The sequence below is a fragment of the Bacillus sp. FSL W8-0519 genome, from assembly GCF_038005585.1.
Classification (GTDB): domain Bacteria; phylum Bacillota; class Bacilli; order Bacillales; family Bacillaceae_G; genus Bacillus_A; species Bacillus_A paranthracis.
In genome coordinates this window covers 3,509,521-3,527,735 of sequence record NZ_JBBOTL010000001.1, presented here as the reverse complement: position 1 = coordinate 3,527,735, position 18,215 = coordinate 3,509,521, and the positions used below count along the sequence as shown (strand labels likewise).

The 18,215-nt window shown below is 37.3% G+C and carries 19 protein-coding genes and 1 pseudogene; 13 read left to right on the top strand and 7 right to left on the bottom strand.

Going from position 1 to position 18,215, the window contains the following annotated elements; translation table 11 throughout:
- Nucleotides 1–15 precede the first annotated feature (15 nt).
- Nucleotides 16–261 carry a hypothetical protein gene (locus tag NST14_RS18435; protein WP_000814415.1) on the bottom strand — a complete coding sequence of 82 codons (246 nt, stop codon included), beginning with the start codon at nucleotides 259–261 and terminating at the stop codon, nucleotides 16–18.
- A gap of 181 nt (nucleotides 262–442) precedes the next feature.
- On the opposite strand from NST14_RS18435, the gene miaA reads away from it, so the two are divergent.
- Both miaA and hfq read left to right on the top strand, forming a co-directional pair.
- Nucleotides 443–1,396, top strand: a complete 954-nt coding sequence (gene miaA / locus NST14_RS18430) for a tRNA (adenosine(37)-N6)-dimethylallyltransferase MiaA (protein WP_000504941.1) — start codon at nucleotides 443–445, stop codon at nucleotides 1,394–1,396.
- Between the two features lie 21 nt (nucleotides 1,397–1,417).
- Nucleotides 1,418–1,642, top strand: a complete 225-nt coding sequence (gene hfq, locus NST14_RS18425) for an RNA chaperone Hfq (RefSeq protein ID WP_000813896.1) — start codon at nucleotides 1,418–1,420, stop codon at nucleotides 1,640–1,642.
- 80 nt (nucleotides 1,643–1,722) lie between these two features.
- Here hfq and NST14_RS18420 read toward each other — a convergent pair.
- Together NST14_RS18420 and NST14_RS18415 are read right to left on the bottom strand one after the other, a co-directional pair.
- A pseudogene (locus NST14_RS18420) lies at nucleotides 1,723–3,963 on the bottom strand (Gly-Xaa-Xaa repeat protein).
- Between the two features lie 113 nt (nucleotides 3,964–4,076).
- Nucleotides 4,077–5,042 carry a tyrosine-type recombinase/integrase gene (locus NST14_RS18415; RefSeq protein ID WP_000450313.1) on the bottom strand — a complete coding sequence of 322 codons (966 nt, stop codon included), beginning with the start codon at nucleotides 5,040–5,042 and terminating at the stop codon, nucleotides 4,077–4,079.
- 113 nt (nucleotides 5,043–5,155) lie between these two features.
- Between NST14_RS18415 and spoVK the strand changes: the two genes are divergently transcribed.
- A complete protein-coding gene (spoVK, locus tag NST14_RS18410; RefSeq protein ID WP_000438181.1) occupies nucleotides 5,156–6,112 on the top strand; it encodes a stage V sporulation protein K in 957 nt (318 codons plus the stop codon).
- 33 nt (nucleotides 6,113–6,145) lie between these two features.
- Here the strand turns inward: spoVK and NST14_RS18405 are convergent, their stop codons facing one another.
- The gene (locus NST14_RS18405) at nucleotides 6,146–6,280 is read right to left on the bottom strand and encodes a hypothetical protein (protein WP_000181496.1); all 135 of its coding nucleotides are present in this window, start codon (nucleotides 6,278–6,280) and stop codon (nucleotides 6,146–6,148) included.
- Nucleotides 6,281–6,379: 99 nt separating this feature from the next.
- A complete protein-coding gene (locus tag NST14_RS18400; RefSeq protein ID WP_000312265.1) occupies nucleotides 6,380–7,003 on the bottom strand; it encodes a trimeric intracellular cation channel family protein in 624 nt (207 codons plus the stop codon).
- A 92-nt stretch (nucleotides 7,004–7,095) separates the two neighbouring features.
- Here NST14_RS18400 and hflX point away from each other — a divergent pair, with 92 nt between their 5' ends.
- The 7 genes from hflX (at nucleotide 7,096) to NST14_RS18365 (ending at nucleotide 13,626) form a co-directional block, all read left to right on the top strand.
- Nucleotides 7,096–8,370 carry a GTPase HflX gene (gene hflX, locus NST14_RS18395; protein ID WP_000391389.1) on the top strand — a complete coding sequence of 425 codons (1,275 nt, stop codon included), beginning with the start codon at nucleotides 7,096–7,098 and terminating at the stop codon, nucleotides 8,368–8,370.
- Nucleotides 8,363–9,634 (top strand): methionine gamma-lyase family protein, encoded by a 1,272-nt coding sequence (locus tag NST14_RS18390; protein ID WP_000460300.1) that lies wholly within the window; start codon nucleotides 8,363–8,365, stop codon nucleotides 9,632–9,634. Before hflX ends, NST14_RS18390 begins: the two co-directional genes overlap by 8 nt.
- 176 nt (nucleotides 9,635–9,810) lie before the next feature.
- Nucleotides 9,811–10,200, top strand: coding sequence for a transcriptional repressor GlnR (glnR, locus tag NST14_RS18385; RefSeq protein ID WP_000656783.1), 390 nt, complete (start codon nucleotides 9,811–9,813; stop codon nucleotides 10,198–10,200).
- A 48-nt stretch (nucleotides 10,201–10,248) separates the two neighbouring features.
- Nucleotides 10,249–11,583 carry a type I glutamate--ammonia ligase gene (gene glnA / locus NST14_RS18380; protein WP_000135330.1) on the top strand — a complete coding sequence of 445 codons (1,335 nt, stop codon included), beginning with the start codon at nucleotides 10,249–10,251 and terminating at the stop codon, nucleotides 11,581–11,583.
- Nucleotides 11,584–11,960: 377 nt separating this feature from the next.
- Complete coding sequence (locus tag NST14_RS18375) at nucleotides 11,961–12,284, top strand: PadR family transcriptional regulator (protein ID WP_001102620.1); 324 nt, start codon at nucleotides 11,961–11,963, stop codon at nucleotides 12,282–12,284.
- The gene (locus tag NST14_RS18370; RefSeq protein ID WP_000032399.1) at nucleotides 12,277–12,819 is read left to right on the top strand and encodes a DUF1700 domain-containing protein; all 543 of its coding nucleotides are present in this window, start codon (nucleotides 12,277–12,279) and stop codon (nucleotides 12,817–12,819) included. The genes NST14_RS18375 and NST14_RS18370 overlap by 8 nt, the downstream gene beginning before the upstream one ends.
- A complete protein-coding gene (locus tag NST14_RS18365) occupies nucleotides 12,820–13,626 on the top strand; it encodes a DUF4097 family beta strand repeat-containing protein (protein WP_076855433.1) in 807 nt (268 codons plus the stop codon). It begins immediately after the preceding gene.
- Between the two features lie 86 nt (nucleotides 13,627–13,712).
- Here NST14_RS18365 and lexA read toward each other — a convergent pair whose 3' ends face one another.
- Entirely contained in the window at nucleotides 13,713–14,333 is a 621-nt protein-coding gene (lexA, locus tag NST14_RS18360; protein ID WP_076855432.1) for a transcriptional repressor LexA, read from the bottom strand.
- 141 nt (nucleotides 14,334–14,474) lie between these two features.
- On the opposite strand from lexA, the gene NST14_RS18355 reads away from it, so the two are divergent.
- On the top strand, nucleotides 14,475–15,131 hold the full coding sequence (locus NST14_RS18355; protein ID WP_000991471.1) for a YneB family resolvase-like protein: 657 nt from the start codon (nucleotides 14,475–14,477) through the stop codon (nucleotides 15,129–15,131).
- A 45-nt stretch (nucleotides 15,132–15,176) separates the two neighbouring features.
- Nucleotides 15,177–15,416 carry a DUF896 domain-containing protein gene (locus tag NST14_RS18350; RefSeq protein ID WP_000948565.1) on the top strand — a complete coding sequence of 80 codons (240 nt, stop codon included), beginning with the start codon at nucleotides 15,177–15,179 and terminating at the stop codon, nucleotides 15,414–15,416.
- Nucleotides 15,417–15,444: 28 nt separating this feature from the next.
- Here the strand turns inward: NST14_RS18350 and NST14_RS18345 are convergent, their stop codons facing one another.
- Nucleotides 15,445–17,028, bottom strand: coding sequence for a bifunctional metallophosphatase/5'-nucleotidase (locus tag NST14_RS18345; RefSeq protein ID WP_229142877.1), 1,584 nt, complete (start codon nucleotides 17,026–17,028; stop codon nucleotides 15,445–15,447).
- 185 nt (nucleotides 17,029–17,213) lie between these two features.
- On the opposite strand from NST14_RS18345, the gene NST14_RS18340 reads away from it, so the two are divergent.
- Nucleotides 17,214–18,152 carry a phosphate/phosphite/phosphonate ABC transporter substrate-binding protein gene (locus NST14_RS18340; RefSeq protein WP_000915052.1) on the top strand — a complete coding sequence of 313 codons (939 nt, stop codon included), beginning with the start codon at nucleotides 17,214–17,216 and terminating at the stop codon, nucleotides 18,150–18,152.
- Nucleotides 18,153–18,215: the final 63 nt, after the last annotated feature.

Genomic DNA, 18,215 nt, shown 5'->3' with positions numbered 1-18,215 from the left:
ATCGCCTTTTATGGATTATTGAAAAGGATAAATAGTTTTACCTGTAATAATTTTATATGCGCTGCAAAATTGGTTTTGTATATACTCTGTATCTTTATTTTCTAGATGTAATGTTGTTTCTTGGAGAGCAGAATGAAAAGAACGTAGTAAACAATTTAAGGCGAAGTATAATTCTTCTTGTGAACAATTGTGTTCTTTTGTAGCAGTAGCTAAAATGAGGTCTTTTGTCAAAGATGAAAAATTGATAGTGGATTGTTTCATAGTTAACTCATCCTCTCGAAGGTATTTTTAATCATGTATATGCGGAATTGGACAAACTATGTTCTTTTTTATTTATAATTTCATGTACCGTAATGAAAGAACTTGCAATCATGCCGTTAAAATTGGTAAGATTGGATATAATCAATAGATGGAGTACATTACATAAAGAGAGTTGAATGATATGGGAGAAGTGCAACGTGAAAAAGTTGCTGTCATCATTGGACCAACTGCTGTTGGGAAGACGAAGTTAAGTATTGATCTTGCCAAAGCGTTAAATGGTGAAATTATAAGTGGAGATTCCATGCAGATTTATCGTACGATGGATATTGGAACCGCAAAGGTGACGAAAGAAGAGATGGACGGAATTCCACATTATATGGTTGATATAAAAAATCCAGAAGAATCATTTTCGGTTGCCGAATTTCAAGAACGTGTTCGTAAGCATATTCGCGAGATTACAGAGCGTGGTAAATTGCCGATTATCGTTGGTGGAACTGGTCTGTATATACAATCTGTTTTATTCGATTATCAGTTTACGGATGATGCTGGTGATGCTATATACCGAGAACAAATGGAAAAGTTAGCATTAGAACGTGGTGTGGAATATGTACATAAGAAATTACAGGAAGTAGACCCAGAAAGCGCTGAGCGTATTCATGCAAATAATGTACGCCGTGTCATTAGGGCGTTAGAAATTTTCCACACGACGGGTGAAAAGATGAGTGATCAACTTGAAAAACAAGAAAACGAGTTATTATACGATGTTTCCTTAATTGGCTTGACAATGGATCGTGAAATGCTATACGATCGCATTAACTTACGAGTTGATATAATGATGGACCAAGGTTTATTAGAAGAAGTAGAAGGGTTGTATAATCGAGGGATACGAGATTGTCAATCTATTCAAGCGATTGGGTATAAAGAGATATATGATTATTTTGAGGATCGTGTCTCTTTAGAAGAAGCGGTATCACAATTAAAGACGAATTCACGTCGTTATGCAAAACGTCAATTAACGTGGTTCCGTAATAAGATGGATGTCACATGGTTTGATGTTACAGACGGTGAAAAAACGTCAGAAATTTTACGATACATAGAAGGAAAGCTACAACTAAAGTCGAATAATAGTAAGTAGAGAAAAAGAGGAGGATTCGACATGAAGCAATCAATCAATATTCAAGATCAGTTTTTAAATCAACTCCGTAAAGAGAATACGTTTGTTACGCTGTACTTATTAAATGGTTTCCAGCTTCGTGGATTAATTAAAGGATTTGATAATTTTACAGTCCTACTGGAAACAGAAGGTAAGCAACAGCTTATTTATAAACACGCAATTTCTACATTTGTACCACAAAAAAATGTTTCAATTGAATTAGAATAGTAATGAATTATTGTACATAACAAAAAAAGAGCGAGTTTCTCGCTCTTTTTTTATTTGCCATAAACGATAAATAGTGAAATTTAAGCGATTCTAAATACAGTTAGACGAATGTTAGTATTTCCTGTTGCAGGGATCGTAATCTCGTTAAGAGTAGATTGGACAGAAATGTTTGCTCCGGCAGCTAATGTTTCGATTGTAGTAAATGAAAGTGAGTCGCCTATTAAATTTGAAGAGAAGTTGTCAGTTGCGACTGCTCCATTTATTGAAATTCCTACTCCGAGTGGCGCACATCCTGGTGCAGTTGTGGAGATGGATACACTAATTACATAAATACCACCGTTGATAACTGTAACTGTGTCTGTGCCATTAAAGATAATATTATTTACGTTAATTGCAGTACTGAAGATAAAGTTATTAAATTGTAGTACTGTTTGTTGAATGTTGTTTGTTACAACAATTGTTGCTATAGGGAAGCTAGGTCCAGTAGGCCCAGTAGGTCCGGTAACTCCTATACCAGTAGCGCCCGTTGGCCCTTGAACGCCTTGAGGCCCAGTGGCACCAGTAGCACCCGCCGGTCCTTGAGCACCTTGAGGTCCAGTGGCACCAGTAGCACCTGCCGGTCCTTGAACGCCTTGAGGCCCAGTGGCACCAGTAGCACCCGCCGGTCCTTGAATACCTTGAGGTCCCTGAGGTCCAGTAGGTCCAGGAGGCCCACCAGAAGGTCCAGTAGGTCCGGTAACTCCTATACCAGTAGCACCCGTTGGCCCTTGAACACCTTGAGGTCCAGTGGCACCAGTAGCACCTGTGTTACCTTGAACGCCTTGAGGTCCAGTAGCGCCGGTAGCACCCGCCGGTCCTTGAGCACCTTGAGGTCCAGTGGCACCAGTAGCACCTGTGTTACCTTGAGGTCCTTGAGGTCCAGTAGCGCCCGTGTTACCTTGAGGCCCTTGAGGTCCGGTAGCACCAGTAGCACCTGTATTACCTTGAACGCCTTGAGGTCCAGTAGCGCCGGTAGCACCCGCCGGTCCTTGAATACCTTGAGGTCCAGTAGCGCCGGTAGCACCCGCCGGCCCTTGAATACCTTGAGGTCCAGTAGCGCCGGTAGCCCCCGTGTTACCTTGAGGTCCAGTCGGTCCAGGAGGCCCACCAGAAGGTCCGGTCGGTCCTGTAACTCCTATACCAGTAGCACCGGTAGCGCCAGTAGCCCCTGTATTACCTTGAGGTCCCTGAGGTCCGGTAGCGCCAGTAGCCCCCGTATTACCTTGAGGTCCTTGAGGTCCAGTGGCACCAGTAGCCCCAGCAGGTCCTTGAGATCCGGTAGCGCCAGTAGCGCCCGTGTTACCTTGAGGCCCTTGAGGTCCAGTGGCACCAGTAGCCCCAGCAGGTCCTGTGTTACCTTGAGGTCCTTGAGGTCCTTGAGGTCCAGTAGCACCAGTAGCGCCCGTGTTACCTTGAGGTCCAGTAGCGCCAGTAGCGCCCGGTCCAGTGGCACCAGTAGCCCCCAGCAGGTCCCGTGAGAGGTCCGGTAGCACCAGTAGCGCCTGTGTTACCTTGAGGCCCTTGAGGTCCAGTGGCACCAGTAGCCCCAGAGGTCCGGTAGCACCAGTGTGTTACCTTGAGGTCCAGTAGCGCCAGTAGCGCCCGTGTTACCTCGAGGTCCGGTAGCACCAGTAGCGCCACCTTAGTCCAGTGGCGCCAGTAGCGCCCGTGTTACCTCGAGGTCCAGTAGCACCAGTAGCCCCCGTATTACCTTGAGGTCCAGTAGCACCAGTAGCCCCCGTATTACCCCGAGGTCCGGTAGCACCAGTAGCACCGGTAGCCCCTGCTGGCCCAGTAGGTCCAGTAGGTCCTTGAATGAATGAAGCAGAATTAACTAGAGCGGTTTGTAATGCTGCGATTAATTTAAGAAGCTCTTGAAGTGTGCAAGGGTCAATTCGGAATAGTTTTGTAATGGATAGTAAATAATTAATTAGATTTTGAAGCTCGATAAATACAGCGCTTGCTACGAAAGTTGGATTTTTTAATATAGTTATTAAGTTTTTAATAATAGCTAACCCTTGTGCTTTCAGGGAGGAAGTAGCATCTAGTGAACAAATAAATTTACTTAGTAGGTTCAATGTATCAATTAGATCTTCAATATTTTGGGGAGATGGATTTGCGAAAAGTTTTGGGATTATTTTTGTTAAATCGATAATGATTGCGCGGAATGTTCTAAGTTGTGCCTTAGTAACTGGGATTGATGGAGTATTTGGAATTCGTCCAGCGCTACTTGGAAAGCATGGTTTGGAGAATTTGTTCTGACTGTCGTTATAATGAGACATTAAATCTCTCCTTTCTAATGAGGATATGAACGAAACTCATCATAGTAGATGCAAAAATTAGTTAAATGGTCATAGTAAAATCGTTTGTTTGAAGAAAAAATAGAAAAAACGCCTTATAATAAGGCGTTTTTTCTATTTTCTGCGTATTGATAATATCGTTTTAGTGAAATCTTTGATTTGAAGCCAGCTAGCTTTATAATTTCTGACTCCGGAGTTTCTTTTTTTATTAAGTTTAAAATATAGGTGTTACGAAAGTGTTGTCCTGAGATTCCTTTGCGTAAATTAGCTCTGGATACTTCAAGGCGAATCATTTTTTGGATAGCGATTTCTGTTAATCCCTTCGGTGCATCATTTTCGTATACCCATCTATATGTTCCGCGATTAAAATCGAATGCGACAAATAATGGGTCATTACTATGATATTTTGGACGAACGGGTTCGGGGATGCTTTTGTAATAAGTATATAGTTGTTTTTTGTCTTCGCTAGTTAAAGTAATTGTTCTTTCTACTCCTGCGGTTGCAGGTATAGATAATGTGTTAGTTTCAAAGTGGACGTGATGCATAGTTAATGCTGTAAGTTCCTGTAAGGATAATCCATAGTCAATTAATAAATTTAAAATAGCGATATTACGATCCATCAATAAAGGGCGTACAGGACGTTGTTTTTCTGAAAGTCCTTCTAATGAAGTGACTATATGTTTTAATCTTTTTTCTTCATCAGATGAAATGAAATCTTCATTGCGGAGTGTGCGGTCTGGTTGAATAGAAATTTCCATGTTCTTTAATGGGTTGGGAATATTTAGAAAGTGATGCATTCGATTTAATACAATGAATACACGGTGCATCGTTTTCTCTGAGTAATGTCGATTCTTTTTTAAGTCGGAAAAGTAATCTTCGTAGTCTTTTGTACAAAGTGTAGCCCATATATTACTGGAAGGGAGCTTTTTGTTTTTTTCTAACCAATGTCCGAAATCTTCAATGTCATAAACATAACGTTTAATGGTTGAAGGTTTTCGGCCTTTATTCAATAAAAAAATAGAAAAGGCTTGTATTGTATCATGGAATTCCGTTGTCTCCATAGTCCCACCACCTTCATTATTTCTTTTATTATAGCAAACTTTTCTGAAAATAGTCATTTGCAAAGGAGACAAGAATAATAATATTTGGTGAGTGGATAAAATGAGGTGATTGTATGGAACAATCGATGCGAAAGAAAAATAATAATCAAATTAACATTGTGTTAAATCATCGAAAGAAAATTTCTTTACCGGCTGCAGAAAATAAAACAGTAATTTCAAATGAAACTACTACGAAACATGAGATGCTGCAAAGAATTGAAGAAGAGATGGGAAAACTCGTTGGGATGGATGATATAAAAAAGATAATAAAAGAAATATATGCTTGGATTTATGTGAATAAAAAAAGACAAGAAATAGGATTGAAGTCTGAGAAGCAAGTACTCCATATGTTGTTTAAAGGCAATCCGGGTACAGGGAAGACAACTGTTGCTAGAATGATAGGAAAATTGTTATTTGAGATGAATATTCTATCAAAAGGGCACTTAGTTGAAGCTGAACGTGCAGATCTTGTAGGAGAGTACATCGGTCATACGGCTCAAAAAACAAGAGATTTAATAAAAAAAGCAATGGGGGGAATTTTGTTTATTGATGAGGCTTATTCATTAGCACGAGGGGGAGAAAAAGATTTTGGAAAAGAAGCAATTGATACGCTCGTAAAACATATGGAAGATAAACAACACGGTTTTGTATTGATTTTAGCTGGATATTCCAGAGAGATGAATCACTTTCTTTCATTGAATCCAGGACTGCAATCTCGTTTTCCGTTTATAATTGAGTTTGCGGATTACTCAGTAAATCAACTGTTAGAAATAGGGAAGAGGATGTATGAAGAACGTGAATATCAGTTATCGAAAGAGGCTGAATGGAAATTTAGAGATCATTTACATGCTGTAAAGTACTCATCGCAAATTACATCCTTTAGTAATGGACGATATGTCCGGAATATTGTTGAAAAATCAATTCGTACACAAGCTATGCGGTTGTTACAAGAGGATGCGTATGATAAATATGATTTGATTGGAATATCAAGTAGTGATTTGATGCTTGAAGAGGAGACGCACAGTACGTAAACTGTGCGTCTGTTTTTTTATATAAGTGCTCTACTATTTTTTTGCTTTTTCTTGATAAGATTTATGGAAACGTTCCATTTTAGCGCTTTTTTCGTGTGCAGAATTAGGATCATGTCCAATTTGACCTACTGAGCTTTTTTGAGCCCCTTTATTCACATGGTTTGTCATTTGTGTTCACCTCGCTTTGAGAATTAGTATAAACATTATGTAAGGAAAAACTCGTTAGAAAAGAAAAACCTCTTTACGATCTGTAAAGAGGTTGGATTGCTATTTATGCATTGAACGTTCGTTTGTGTCGATGCGTCTATGCGGTAAATGCCATTTGTAATGAATAGAAACCATGCGGAAGCAAACAATTAAAATGAATAAGGTGTATAGAGCCCAATCGCTAACAATAATTTGAGCGCCGATTAAGAAACCTGCCAGAATCGTCCAAAAAGCATATACATCAGCTCGAAGAACGAGAGGTTTTCTACGGGCTAAAAGATCGCGGATAATACCGCCTCCAATGCCAGTTAAAACGGCTGCTACGATTGTAGCGCTAATTGGTAAATTTAATTTTTGAGCGTATAATGCCCCTTGTACGGCAAATGCTGATAAGCCGATAGCATCAGTGATGTTTTCCCACTTTTTCCAGTGTCTAATTAATTTATTTGGAAAAAGAAAAATAATCGTCATTGATAAAAGTGCGATTTGGAATAACATGTCTTGTTGCCAAAACGCGACAATCGGATAACCGATTAATAAATTACGAAGGGCACCTCCCCCAAATGCGGTTGCCATTCCTAAAATATACACCCCGAAAATATCATAATCCTCTTCCATTGCAACAATAGCCCCGCTTAATGCGAAAGCAATTGTGCCTATGATGCTAAAAATCTCCCATGCCATGAATTTTCTCCCCCGCTAACTAGATGAAATGTGCTTCCTCTGCTATTATATTAGAAGGTTTAAATTTCGAAAAGGATGAGTGAACATATTTGATGGAAGAAAAAGAGAAAGTCATATTAGTGGGCTGTCAATTGCCGCAAGATGATGATGAAAAATTTATGCATTCCATGAAAGAACTTGCATCATTAGCGAAAACTGCACGAGCAGAATTGTTAGTGTCTACAACGCAAAAACGACCGAAGTTTCATCCGGCGACTTATATAGGTAAAGGTAAATTAGAAGAGCTTACAATGTTAACTGAAGAACTAGAACCGGATGTTATCGTATTTAATAACGAATTAACACCGAGTCAAATTCGGAATTTATCCGCAGTATTAGATGCGAGGGTAATTGATCGAACGCAACTCATATTAGATATTTTTGCGCAACGTGCGAAGTCGAGAGAAGGGAAGCTTCAAGTAGAATTAGCTCAGTTGCAATATACAATGCCGCGTCTTATGGGGCAAGGATTGTCTTTATCACGTCTTGGTGGTGGTATTGGAACGAGAGGGCCAGGTGAAACGAAACTTGAGACTGATCGTCGTCATATTCGAGCGCGCGTTGATGAAATAAAGAAGCAACTTGCAGTTGTTGTGGAACATCGAAAAAGATATCGTGAGAGAAGAAAAGATAATAAAGTATTTCAAGTTTCGTTAATAGGATATACGAATGCGGGAAAATCTACACTGTTTAATAGATTAACGGAAGCTGATACGTTTGAAGAAAACTTGTTGTTTGCAACACTAGACCCGACAACAAGGAAGATGCCGCTACCTTCTGGTTATACAGTATTACTAACTGATACAGTTGGTTTTATACAAGATTTACCTACGTCATTAATTGCTGCATTCCGTTCGACGTTAGAAGAAGCTGGTGAAGCGGATGTTATTTTACATGTTGTGGATTCTGCAGATCCTAATTATGTAGGGCATGAGAAAACAGTAAAACAATTATTGTCAGAACTCGAAATAAATCATATTCCTATTATTACGTTATATAATAAAAAAGATGAATTACATCAAAACTTTATTCCGTTTCCGAAAAATGACTTCTTAATGACTAGTGCTTTTGAAGAAAAGGATCTATTACATATAAAAGAAGCGATAGAAACGAAAATGAAGGAAGAAATGAATCGTTATCAAGTGGAGATTCCTCCGAGTGAAGGTAAGTTATTAACTCTATTAAAGACGGAGACGCTATTAACAAAAATGGAGTTTTTGGAAGATAAATTTGTATATGATTGCGCGGGGTATATTTTTGCTCATTCATCGCTTAATGTACAATTAAAGAGATTTTTAGTGGAAGAAGGAGAAAATAAAAATGTTTGATCGTTTGAAAAATGGAGAAAAAATTGCTCCAATCGTAAAAGAAGTAGAGAGCCAAATTACAGAAGTACATAAACGTGCGGATGAAGTAATTGAAAGTAATCAGTTTCGTGTGTTAGAAAGTTTTCGTAAACATAAAATTAGCGATTCACATTTTATTCCAACGACAGGTTACGGTTATGACGATATTGGTCGTGATACGTTAGAGAAAGTGTATGCGGATGTATTTGGAGCGGAAGCTGGTCTTGTTCGTCCGCAAATTATTTCAGGTACTCACGCTATTTCTACAGCGCTATTCGGTATTTTACGTCCAGGAGATGAGTTATTGTACATCACTGGTAAGCCGTATGATACGTTAGAAGAAATCGTTGGTGTACGCGGAAAAGGTGTAGGATCATTCAAAGAATATAATATTGGTTATAATGCAGTTCCGCTTACTGAAGAGGGGCTTGTTGATTTAGGAGCTGTTGCGGCTGCCATTCATAGTAATACGAAAATGATCGGTATTCAGCGCTCAAAAGGTTATGCTACTCGTCCGTCTTTTACTATTTCTCAAATTAAAGAAATGATAGCGTTTGTTAAAGAAATTAAACCGGATGTTGTCGTGTTTGTAGATAACTGTTATGGCGAGTTTATTGAAGAACAAGAGCCATGTCATGTTGGTGCAGATTTAATGGCAGGTTCGCTTATTAAAAACCCGGGCGGGGGAATTGTTAAAACTGGTGGTTACATTGTTGGTAAAGAACAGTATGTTGAAGCGTGCGCCTATCGTTTAACATCTCCAGGAATCGGTGCGGAAGCAGGGGCATCTTTATACAGTCTGCAAGAAATGTATCAAGGTTTCTTCTTAGCGCCGCATGTAGCAGGACAAGCGCTAAAAGGTGCGATTTTTACAGCTGCATTTTTAGAAAAGTTAGGAATGAATACATCACCAGCGTGGAATGCACCAAGAACAGATTTAATTCAATCTGTTCAATTTGATGATAAAGATCGCATGATTGCATTCTGCCAAGCAATTCAATATGCATCTCCGATTAACTCTCACTTCACTCCATATGCCAACTATATGCCGGGGTATGAAGATGATGTAATTATGGCTGCGGGAACGTTTATTCAAGGTGCAAGTATTGAATTGTCGGCTGATGGTCCAATTCGTCCGCCTTATGTTGCTTACGTACAAGGTGGGCTAACTTATTCGCATGTGAAGATTGCGATTTGTTCTGCAATTGATGCATTAATTGAAAAAGAATTATTAACAATTTCTTAAAGGGAAGCTGTCGATTTCGACAGCTTTTTTCGCGTGAAAGTAATGATTTATTTCATTAGAAAAAAGAATGAAAAAACTTTTTAAAAAAATCATGTAAGAAAAGCTAACATCTATTGACATCAAACATAACATGGTATAAAATGAGAAGCAGTTAAGGCGAAGGAGGAACTGAAACGATGAAAGAAGATAGACGTTCTGCCCCGCTGTTTCCTATTGGTATTGTTATGGATTTAACACAATTATCTGCACGTCAAATTCGCTACTATGAAGAGCATAATCTTGTTTCTCCAACCCGTACAAAGGGGAATCGTAGATTATTTTCATTTAACGATGTAGATAAGTTGTTAGAGATTAAAGATTTATTAGATCAAGGCTTGAATATGGCTGGTATTAAACAAGTGTTACTAATGAAAGAAAATCAAACAGAAGCAGTGAAAGTAAAAGAAGAAACGAAAGAAATTTCAAAAACTGAGCTTCGCAAAATACTTCGAGACGAACTACAACATACAGGTAGATTTAATCGAACTTCATTGCGACAAGGTGATATTTCAAGGTTTTTTCACTAAAGAGAACTGATTCTGAAGGTGTTTAGAGGGACTAAGGAGGAATTTATAATGGCTAGGTACACAAAAGAAGATATTTTCCGTTTGGCGAAAGAAGAGAATGTAAAGTATATACGTTTACAATTTACGGACCTTTTAGGGGTAATTAAAAACGTAGAAATTCCAGTGAGCCAATTAACAAAAGCTCTTGATAACAAAATGATGTTTGATGGATCTTCTATTGAAGGTTTCGTACGTATTGAAGAATCTGATATGTACTTATATCCAGACTTAGATACTTGGGTGATTTTCCCTTGGACAGCTGAAAAAGGTAAAGTAGCTCGATTGATCTGTGATATTTACAATGCAGATGGCACTCCATTTGAAGGGGATCCACGTAACAATTTAAAACGTGTATTAAAAGAAATGGAAGCTTTAGGATTCTCAGATTTCAATCTTGGACCAGAGCCAGAATTCTTCCTATTCAAAGTAGATGAAAAAGGAAATCCAACATTAGAATTAAACGATAACGGTGGATACTTCGACCTTGCGCCGATGGATCTAGGGGAAAACTGTCGTCGTGATATCGTTCTTGAACTTGAAGAAATGGGCTTTGAAATTGAAGCGTCTCACCATGAGGTTGCTCCAGGGCAGCATGAAATTGACTTCAAATATGCAAATGCAATTCGTTCATGTGATGACATTCAAACATTCAAACTTGTTGTAAAAACAATTGCTCGTAAACACGGTTTACACGCAACATTTATGCCAAAACCATTATACGGTGTGAACGGTTCAGGTATGCACTGTAACTTATCACTATTCAAAAATGGTGAGAACGTATTCTATGATCAAAACGGTGACTTACAATTAAGTGATGATGCTCGTCACTTCATCGCAGGTATTTTAAAACACGCACCAGCATTTACAGCGGTGGCAAACCCAACTGTAAATTCTTACAAGCGTTTAGTACCTGGATACGAAGCTCCTTGTTACGTAGCATGGTCTGCACAAAACCGTAGTCCATTAGTACGTATCCCTGCATCTCGTGGTATTAGTACACGCGTAGAAGTACGTAGTGTTGACCCAGCTGCAAACCCATATTTAGTAATGGCTACATTATTAGCAGCAGGTCTTGATGGAATTAAAAACAAATTAACTCCACCAGCTGCAGTAGATCGTAACATCTACGTAATGACAAAAGAAGAGCGCGAAGAAGCAGGTATCGTTGACTTACCAGCAACATTAGCGCAAGCTTTAGTTACATTACAATCTAACGAAGTAATTAGTAACGCATTAGGAGATCACTTACTTGAGCACTTCATCGAAGCGAAAGAAATTGAGTGGGATATCTTCCGTACACAAGTTCACCAATGGGAACGCGATCAATATATGTCTCTTTACTAAGAGGTGAGGAGCCCTGATACTACGGTATCAGGGCTTTTTTATTTGTTGGCAATATAGGTGTTAGTTGAAATGAATTGAATAGATGTCTGAAAAAATTATGACGGTATTTAAATTTCTATTCCATAACTTTAATGTAACGTGGTGAAATTCGAATTGTTTTGTGTTCCAAAAGGGTGGATAAGTAAAAGTAACATGCGTAATATCTATGGATATAAAAAATTGAATGATATGTTGTGTTCGGTATTGGATATGTTTCATACTAAAGTTCGAGTGTTTAAAAATATAGTACCTTGCAATAAACAATACTAAGTGGTATATTATGGATAAGGAAGGTACTGTGTATTGAACAGTACTGAAATGAGAAAGGGGGATTGTCCTTGAACGTTCAGTTTAAAAAAGGTGTGTTAGAACTATGTGTACTGGCACTTGTGAAACGTAAGGATTGTTACGGCTATGAACTTGTTCAGCAAATCTCAAATAAATTTTTAATATCGGAAGGGTCAGTATATCCTTTATTACGCCGTTTAACGAAGGAAGGATATTTTCAAACGTATTTAAAAGAATCTACGGAAGGACCACCTCGCAAATATTATCAACTAACTGAGCAAGGGGAAACGCAACTGAATTTGTTAGTAACAGAGTGGCGTGATTTTGCGAAAGGTGTACAAGAAATTATTGAAGGGGTGGAATGGGATGAGTAAAGAACAGTTTCTTAAGGAATTATCAAGTCATCTTAGAAAGTTACCGGACGAAGAGAGGAAAGATATTTTATTTGATTATGAAGAGCATTTTCAGTTTGGGATAGAAGAGGGAAAAACTGAATCGGAAATAATAAAGGGTCTTGGCTCTCCGAAAGTAATTGCAAAAGAATTACTTGCGATGTATCGATTTGATGAAATGAAAAAAGATCCGTCAACTTCAAATGTGACAAGAGCTGTCATGGCAGCGATTGGACTTAGTTTGTTTAATTTCATTATTGTATTAGGCCCGTTAGTTGCAATTATCGCTTTTATATTCTCTTTTTGGGTCGGTGGGATTGTTAGTGTAGTGACACCATTTTTCGTTATTGGAAAAGTATTTATGGGCACATTTATATGGTTAGATGTATTCGTAAGTATAACATTTGTTGGGATAGGTTTGTTGTTATGTATTATCGCTTATTATAGTACGAAGTGGTTTAAAAGGTTATGTGTACGTTATGTCATATGGAACTTCAAAATGATAAAAGGGGAGTAGATGATGAAAAAAATATTGTTAGTAGCGATCGCTTGTATCATTATTGGAGTAATAGGAATTTCACAAACATATGAAAAAGCAGTGCAAACTGCAGAAAAAGGAAACAAAGAAGATATAATTAAAAACGAAACACTAAAAAATATAGAAGTTAAGTTAGATGTCGGGGATATTGTTGTCCAAAAATCTCCTGACGCTTCTTTTTATGTAAAGCAATTAGGAGATGCGCGTAAACAAGAGATTCATATTACTGAAGATGGTGACACATTAAAAATCATTGGGGAAAGAGAAAAAGGTGCTTCATTTGATTTTTCTTTTTACGATTTTAGGTTTCAAACGTCTACATTGACTCTCCTTGTGCCTGAACGCTCTTACCAAGATGTAAAAGTAAATTCATCTGCGGGACAAATTGAAATAAGTGATGTGAAAAGTGACCGTGTAAGTGCTAGAACACTTACTGGAGAAGTGGATTTGAAACATGTAACGGCTAAGAATGTGGAGGGATCTACAAAAGCTGGTGAAGTAAACTTTAAAAAAGTAATAGGGAAAGTGACTGCAAAAACGACCAGTGGGGAAATAAATATTCTAGATCATGATTCTAAGTACAACCTAGAAGTAAGTTCAACTGCGGGAGATATAAATATTACTTTATCGGAAAAACCAAAAGATGCGGTAATTACTGGGCAAAGTGCTGCCGGGGATGTAACAATTTTTAATGAAGAAAATAAAGACGTAACGATTGGTAATGGGAGTAAAAAGATTAGCGGTAAAACAGCTGCGGGCGATGTGACGATTGAAACGCGTTCGTAAGAAATAGAATGTGTGAAAATCTATCAAAATACAAAAAAGAAGATAATTACCTTATATAAATAAGGTAATTATCTTCTTTTATATTCTTAATGTAAATCACGATATACGCCAATTACTTTACCGATAACTGACACTTGCTTTAAAATGATAGGTTCTAATGAAGAGTTTTCCGGTTGTAGACGGAAATGGTCTTTTTCTTTATAGAAACGTTTAACAGTTGCTTCATTATCTTCTGTTAAAGCGACTACAATTTCACCATTATATGCAGACTGTTGTTGGCGAACAACAACTAAATCTCCATCGAAAATACCAGCTTCAATCATACTATCTCCAGAAATACGTAACATAAACACTTGATCTGCTCCTGCGACAATGCTAGCTGGAAGAGGGAAGTGTTCCTCAACGCTTTCGACTGCTGTAATTGGTAATCCAGCAGTAACTTTCCCGACAATTGGAACTTGAATAACAGATTGTGTTTCTGTATCTATTCGGTCTTCACCTAAAATTTCAATTGCGCGTGGTTTTGTTGGATCGCGTCGAATGTATCCTTTTTCTTCTAATCTTGATAAATGTCCGTGCACTGTAGAACTAGAAGCGAGGCCGACTGCTTGGCCAATTTCACGTACGGAAGGTGGATATCCTTTTTCTTGTACTTTTAGCTTAATAAAGTCGAGAATGTCTTGCTGGCGTTTCGTTAACTTTTCCATGTTTTCTAACACCTCGTTTTCTTTCATTTTTCTTATTAATAAGTATAACATGTGAAAAAACATTCTACAAACATAAGTTCGAACAAAAGGCGAATTTATGTTACACTAAAGGGAAATTATAGTGAGAAAGAGGGGTTCATAATGAATGCAATTATTTATGCGCGTGTGAGTACAACAAAAGAAGCGCAAGAAACATCATTATTACGTCAAAAAGATGAATTATTGCATTTAGCGGAGCGCTATCAAATGAATGTTACTAAGGTGATTGAAGAGCAGGCTAGTGGCTATACAATTGAACGTGATGGCATATTAGAAGTGCTAGATACAATTCGAGACGAACAAATTGATGTGCTACTTATACAAGATGAAACGCGCCTTGGTAGGGGGAATGCAAAGATTGCGTTAATGCACTGTTTACATAAAGAAGGAATAAAAGTATATACGCATACACATAATGGTGAATTGCAATTGTCGGATTCTGATTCAATGGTATTAGATATTATTGGTATTGTTGAAGAGTATCAAAGAAAGATTCATAATTTAAAAATTAAACGTGGTATGCAACGAGCAGTAGAAAAAGGCTATCGTCCAGAAAATAATTTAAAGAATCGTCATTTAAGTGTAGGACGAGAGAAGAAAGAAGTGCCAATTGAGGAAATTGTACGTTTGCGTAAGAGTGAACTTACTTTCGAAGAAATTGCAGCAACACTACGTGGCTTTGGTCATAATGTTTCAAAAGCGACGGTACATCGTAGATATGTAGAGTATACAAAGCAATTGCTTGATAAAGAAGAGTAACTATTGTATGATAATAATCAGTTTTGAGTAGAAGGGGGATTCGAGATGCTTAGTCACGAACTCGTTGAACGCATTAACTTCTTAGCGAAAAAAGCAAAAGCTGAAGGTTTAACTGAAGAAGAACAACGTGAGCGTCAATCGCTACGTGAACAATATTTAAAAGGATTTCGTCAAAATATGTTAAACGAACTAAAAGGAATTAAAGTCGTTAACGAACAAGGTACTGATGTTACACCGGCGAAATTAAAAGCTTTAAAAAAGCAAGATAATGCAAAATTAAACTAAAAGATGGGCGAAGCTCATCTTTTTTTATTTATTTAATAACTTTCCAGTTGTTATTAACTGTTGCTTCTATCTTTTTATGCTTCAATATATAGTTAGCGATAAGTTCAGACATATCTGTTGGTATATCTTTTATTACGGGCTTATTTTGAAACATAAAGAAGTTCCCTCCGCCGCTCGCGCGATAATTATTCATAACGACATCATATTCTTCACTCATATTAAGAGGAGTGCCTTTATGCTGTAAAGATTCTACTCTGTCGCCAATTGGTTTGGAAATGTTTAATACGTACGAAATTCCTTCCCACATATCGTAATTATAGTGTTGCGGTTTTGGTTCTATGTAGCTAGGGTTTACGATGATGGTTCCATCTTCTTTTAATGTGAAATAAGAAGCAGAGAGTTCGAGAGCATCTTTTATATCAGCTCCAGTTATTCTAATTACTTTTAATGTATTTGGATAAATACAATTAGAAACGATGTCACGCATTGTTACATATGTCGGGAAACCTGGAGATGTATTATGGAATAAGCTTGTACAAGAAATAGAAACATTAGCCATATCCATCTGTATTTTATTTATGAATTCAATAAAAGGATGGTCTTGCAAACGAGTTTGCATAGCATCTGAAATTTGCATGTCACCGTGGATGGTTCCAATAGGTTGATCAAGCCATTTTTGTGTTTTCTCTTCATAATCAGTTACCAAGTAAAGAACATCTGGATCTGCCTCGATTTCTTGCACAGTCAATAGTTCGGAATAACTCTCTTTTTTTACCCACTCTTGTTTCATTTTTTCAAATGTTACAGTTACTTTTCCAACTGAATGTCCGTTACATCCAGTCTGTAAAATTGTTACATCATTACCCACTGTTTGAGCCATTTCTCGGTGCTGATGGCCTGTTAATAAAATATCTATGCCCTCAATTTCATGACACATAGCATACCCTTGGTTTTCGCCTGTTAAAACTTCAGTCGGTTCTCCAGTTTGTAAATCGCGTTCAAATCCCCCATGATACGCTACGACTAGTAAATCTGGTTTCTCATGTTCGTGAATGTAAGAAACCCAATTTTTTGTTGTTTCTAACGCATCTTCAAATTGCAAGTCTTTAATGTGATGGGGTTGTTCCCAATTTGGAATATAATGCGTTGTCACCCCTAAAATAGCAATTTTTATATTTGCTTCAATATGTTTTATTATATATGGTTTCCCGAAATAAGGTTTTTTACTGCTTTTGTCTAAAATATTTGCTGATAAATATGGGGAGTTTGCAGTAGAAATAGCATTGTTTAATACATCCATTCCATAATTAAATTCATGATTCCCAATCACTGCAGCGTCATAACGTAAATAGTTTGCTATTAATGACATTGGGTTTTTCTTATCTTTTTCATATGTAGCGTAATGGTAAGTAAATGGTGTTCCTTGTATGAAGTCACCGTTATCAATTAAAAGAACGTTTTTATTTTGGGACCGTTCTTTTTTTATAAGAGTAGAAATCTTAGCTAAACCAATTTCTGCTGGAGAGTTATCTTGGTAGTGAATTGGATAAACAGTACCATGTATATCACTTGTTAATAGGATGTTTAAAGTTACAATTTGATTTTGATTCAATATCATTCACCTTTTCTATTATTATCTACTGATTAAGCATATCAAATATATGGAGAGAATTTTAATGTGAGTGTATAGAATGTGTAAAGATTCTGTAAATAATCAATTATTTGTAAAAATGTGTGATATATTTCTTCATGTTTATGTAAGGTTATTTTATAACAATGAAAAATGGAGGCATTAACATGTTGAAAAAAGTTTTTGCAATGAGCACAACAGTTGTATTAGCAGCGGGTTTGTTAAGTGGCTGTGGAACGAAGGAATCAAGCGCAAGTAAAAATGAAGATACGAAAAAAGGGTATGTACCGAAGACTTTAAATGTTCAATTTGTTCCTTCTCAAAATGCAGATACGTTAGAGGCGAAGGCAAAACCACTTGAGAAGCTATTAAGTGATAAGTTAAATATTCCAGTAAAAGTTAGTATTTCAACGAATTATAATACAATTGTAGAAGCGATGGCATCTAAGCAAGTAGATGTGGGATTTTTACCCCCAACAGCGTATGTGTTAGCACATGAGAAAAAGGCAGCAAACGTAATTTTACAAGCGCAACGTTTTGGTGTAGATGATGAAACGGGAGCTCCTACAAAGGACTTAGTAGACTTTTATAAATCTGAGTTTGTTGTTAAGAAAGATTCAAATATTAATAGTGTAAAAGATTTAAAAGGTAAAAAAATTGGCTATCAAGATGTAACGTCATCAGCGGGATATGTGTGGCCTGCGGCTGTACTATTAAAAGAGGGCGTTGATCCGTTAAAAGATGTGAAACCTGTTACATTAAAAGGTCACGATCAGTCGCTTATTGCTCTTTTAAATGGTGACGTAGATGCAGCTGTTGTATTCCAAGATGCTCGTAATATTGTAAAAAAAGATTATCCGAATATATTCGATCAAACGAAAATAGTGAAATTTACGGAGAAAATTCCAAACGATACGATTTCGGTACGTTCTGATTTAGATGAAGAGTGGAGCAAGAAATTACAGGATGCTTTCATTGAAATTGGAAAGAATGAGGAAGGTCACAAAATCATTAAAGAAGTATATTCACATGAAGGATATGTTAAATCTGATGATAGTAAATTTGATATCGTTCGTGAATATGGAAAGAAAGTAAAAACGCAATAATACATATGGAAATGGCAACTAGCTGGAAAGGTATGTTTTCAGTTAGTTTGCCGTTTTGAATAC

Coding starts and splice junctions, on each gene's coding strand:
- NST14_RS18370 (WP_000032399.1), top strand. CDS start 12,277: ATGAGTAAAGAACAGTTTCTTAAGGAATTATCAAGTCATCTTAGAAAG.
- NST14_RS18350 (WP_000948565.1), top strand. CDS start 15,177: ATGCTTAGTCACGAACTCGTTGAACGCATTAACTTCTTAGCGAAAAAA.
- NST14_RS18355 (WP_000991471.1), top strand. CDS start 14,475: ATGAATGCAATTATTTATGCGCGTGTGAGTACAACAAAAGAAGCGCAA.
- NST14_RS18340 (WP_000915052.1), top strand. CDS start 17,214: ATGTTGAAAAAAGTTTTTGCAATGAGCACAACAGTTGTATTAGCAGCG.
- hfq (WP_000813896.1), top strand. CDS start 1,418: ATGAAGCAATCAATCAATATTCAAGATCAGTTTTTAAATCAACTCCGT.
- NST14_RS18365 (WP_076855433.1), top strand. CDS start 12,820: ATGATGAAAAAAATATTGTTAGTAGCGATCGCTTGTATCATTATTGGA.
- hflX (WP_000391389.1), top strand. CDS start 7,096: ATGGAAGAAAAAGAGAAAGTCATATTAGTGGGCTGTCAATTGCCGCAA.
- NST14_RS18415 (WP_000450313.1), bottom strand. CDS start 5,042: ATGGAGACAACGGAATTCCATGATACAATACAAGCCTTTTCTATTTTT.
- lexA (WP_076855432.1), bottom strand. CDS start 14,333: ATGGAAAAGTTAACGAAACGCCAGCAAGACATTCTCGACTTTATTAAG.
- NST14_RS18405 (WP_000181496.1), bottom strand. CDS start 6,280: ATGACAAACCATGTGAATAAAGGGGCTCAAAAAAGCTCAGTAGGTCAA.
- miaA (WP_000504941.1), top strand. CDS start 443: ATGGGAGAAGTGCAACGTGAAAAAGTTGCTGTCATCATTGGACCAACT.
- glnR (WP_000656783.1), top strand. CDS start 9,811: ATGAAAGAAGATAGACGTTCTGCCCCGCTGTTTCCTATTGGTATTGTT.
- NST14_RS18435 (WP_000814415.1), bottom strand. CDS start 261: ATGAAACAATCCACTATCAATTTTTCATCTTTGACAAAAGACCTCATT.
- glnA (WP_000135330.1), top strand. CDS start 10,249: ATGGCTAGGTACACAAAAGAAGATATTTTCCGTTTGGCGAAAGAAGAG.
- NST14_RS18390 (WP_000460300.1), top strand. CDS start 8,363: ATGTTTGATCGTTTGAAAAATGGAGAAAAAATTGCTCCAATCGTAAAA.
- NST14_RS18400 (WP_000312265.1), bottom strand. CDS start 7,003: ATGGCATGGGAGATTTTTAGCATCATAGGCACAATTGCTTTCGCATTA.
- spoVK (WP_000438181.1), top strand. CDS start 5,156: ATGGAACAATCGATGCGAAAGAAAAATAATAATCAAATTAACATTGTG.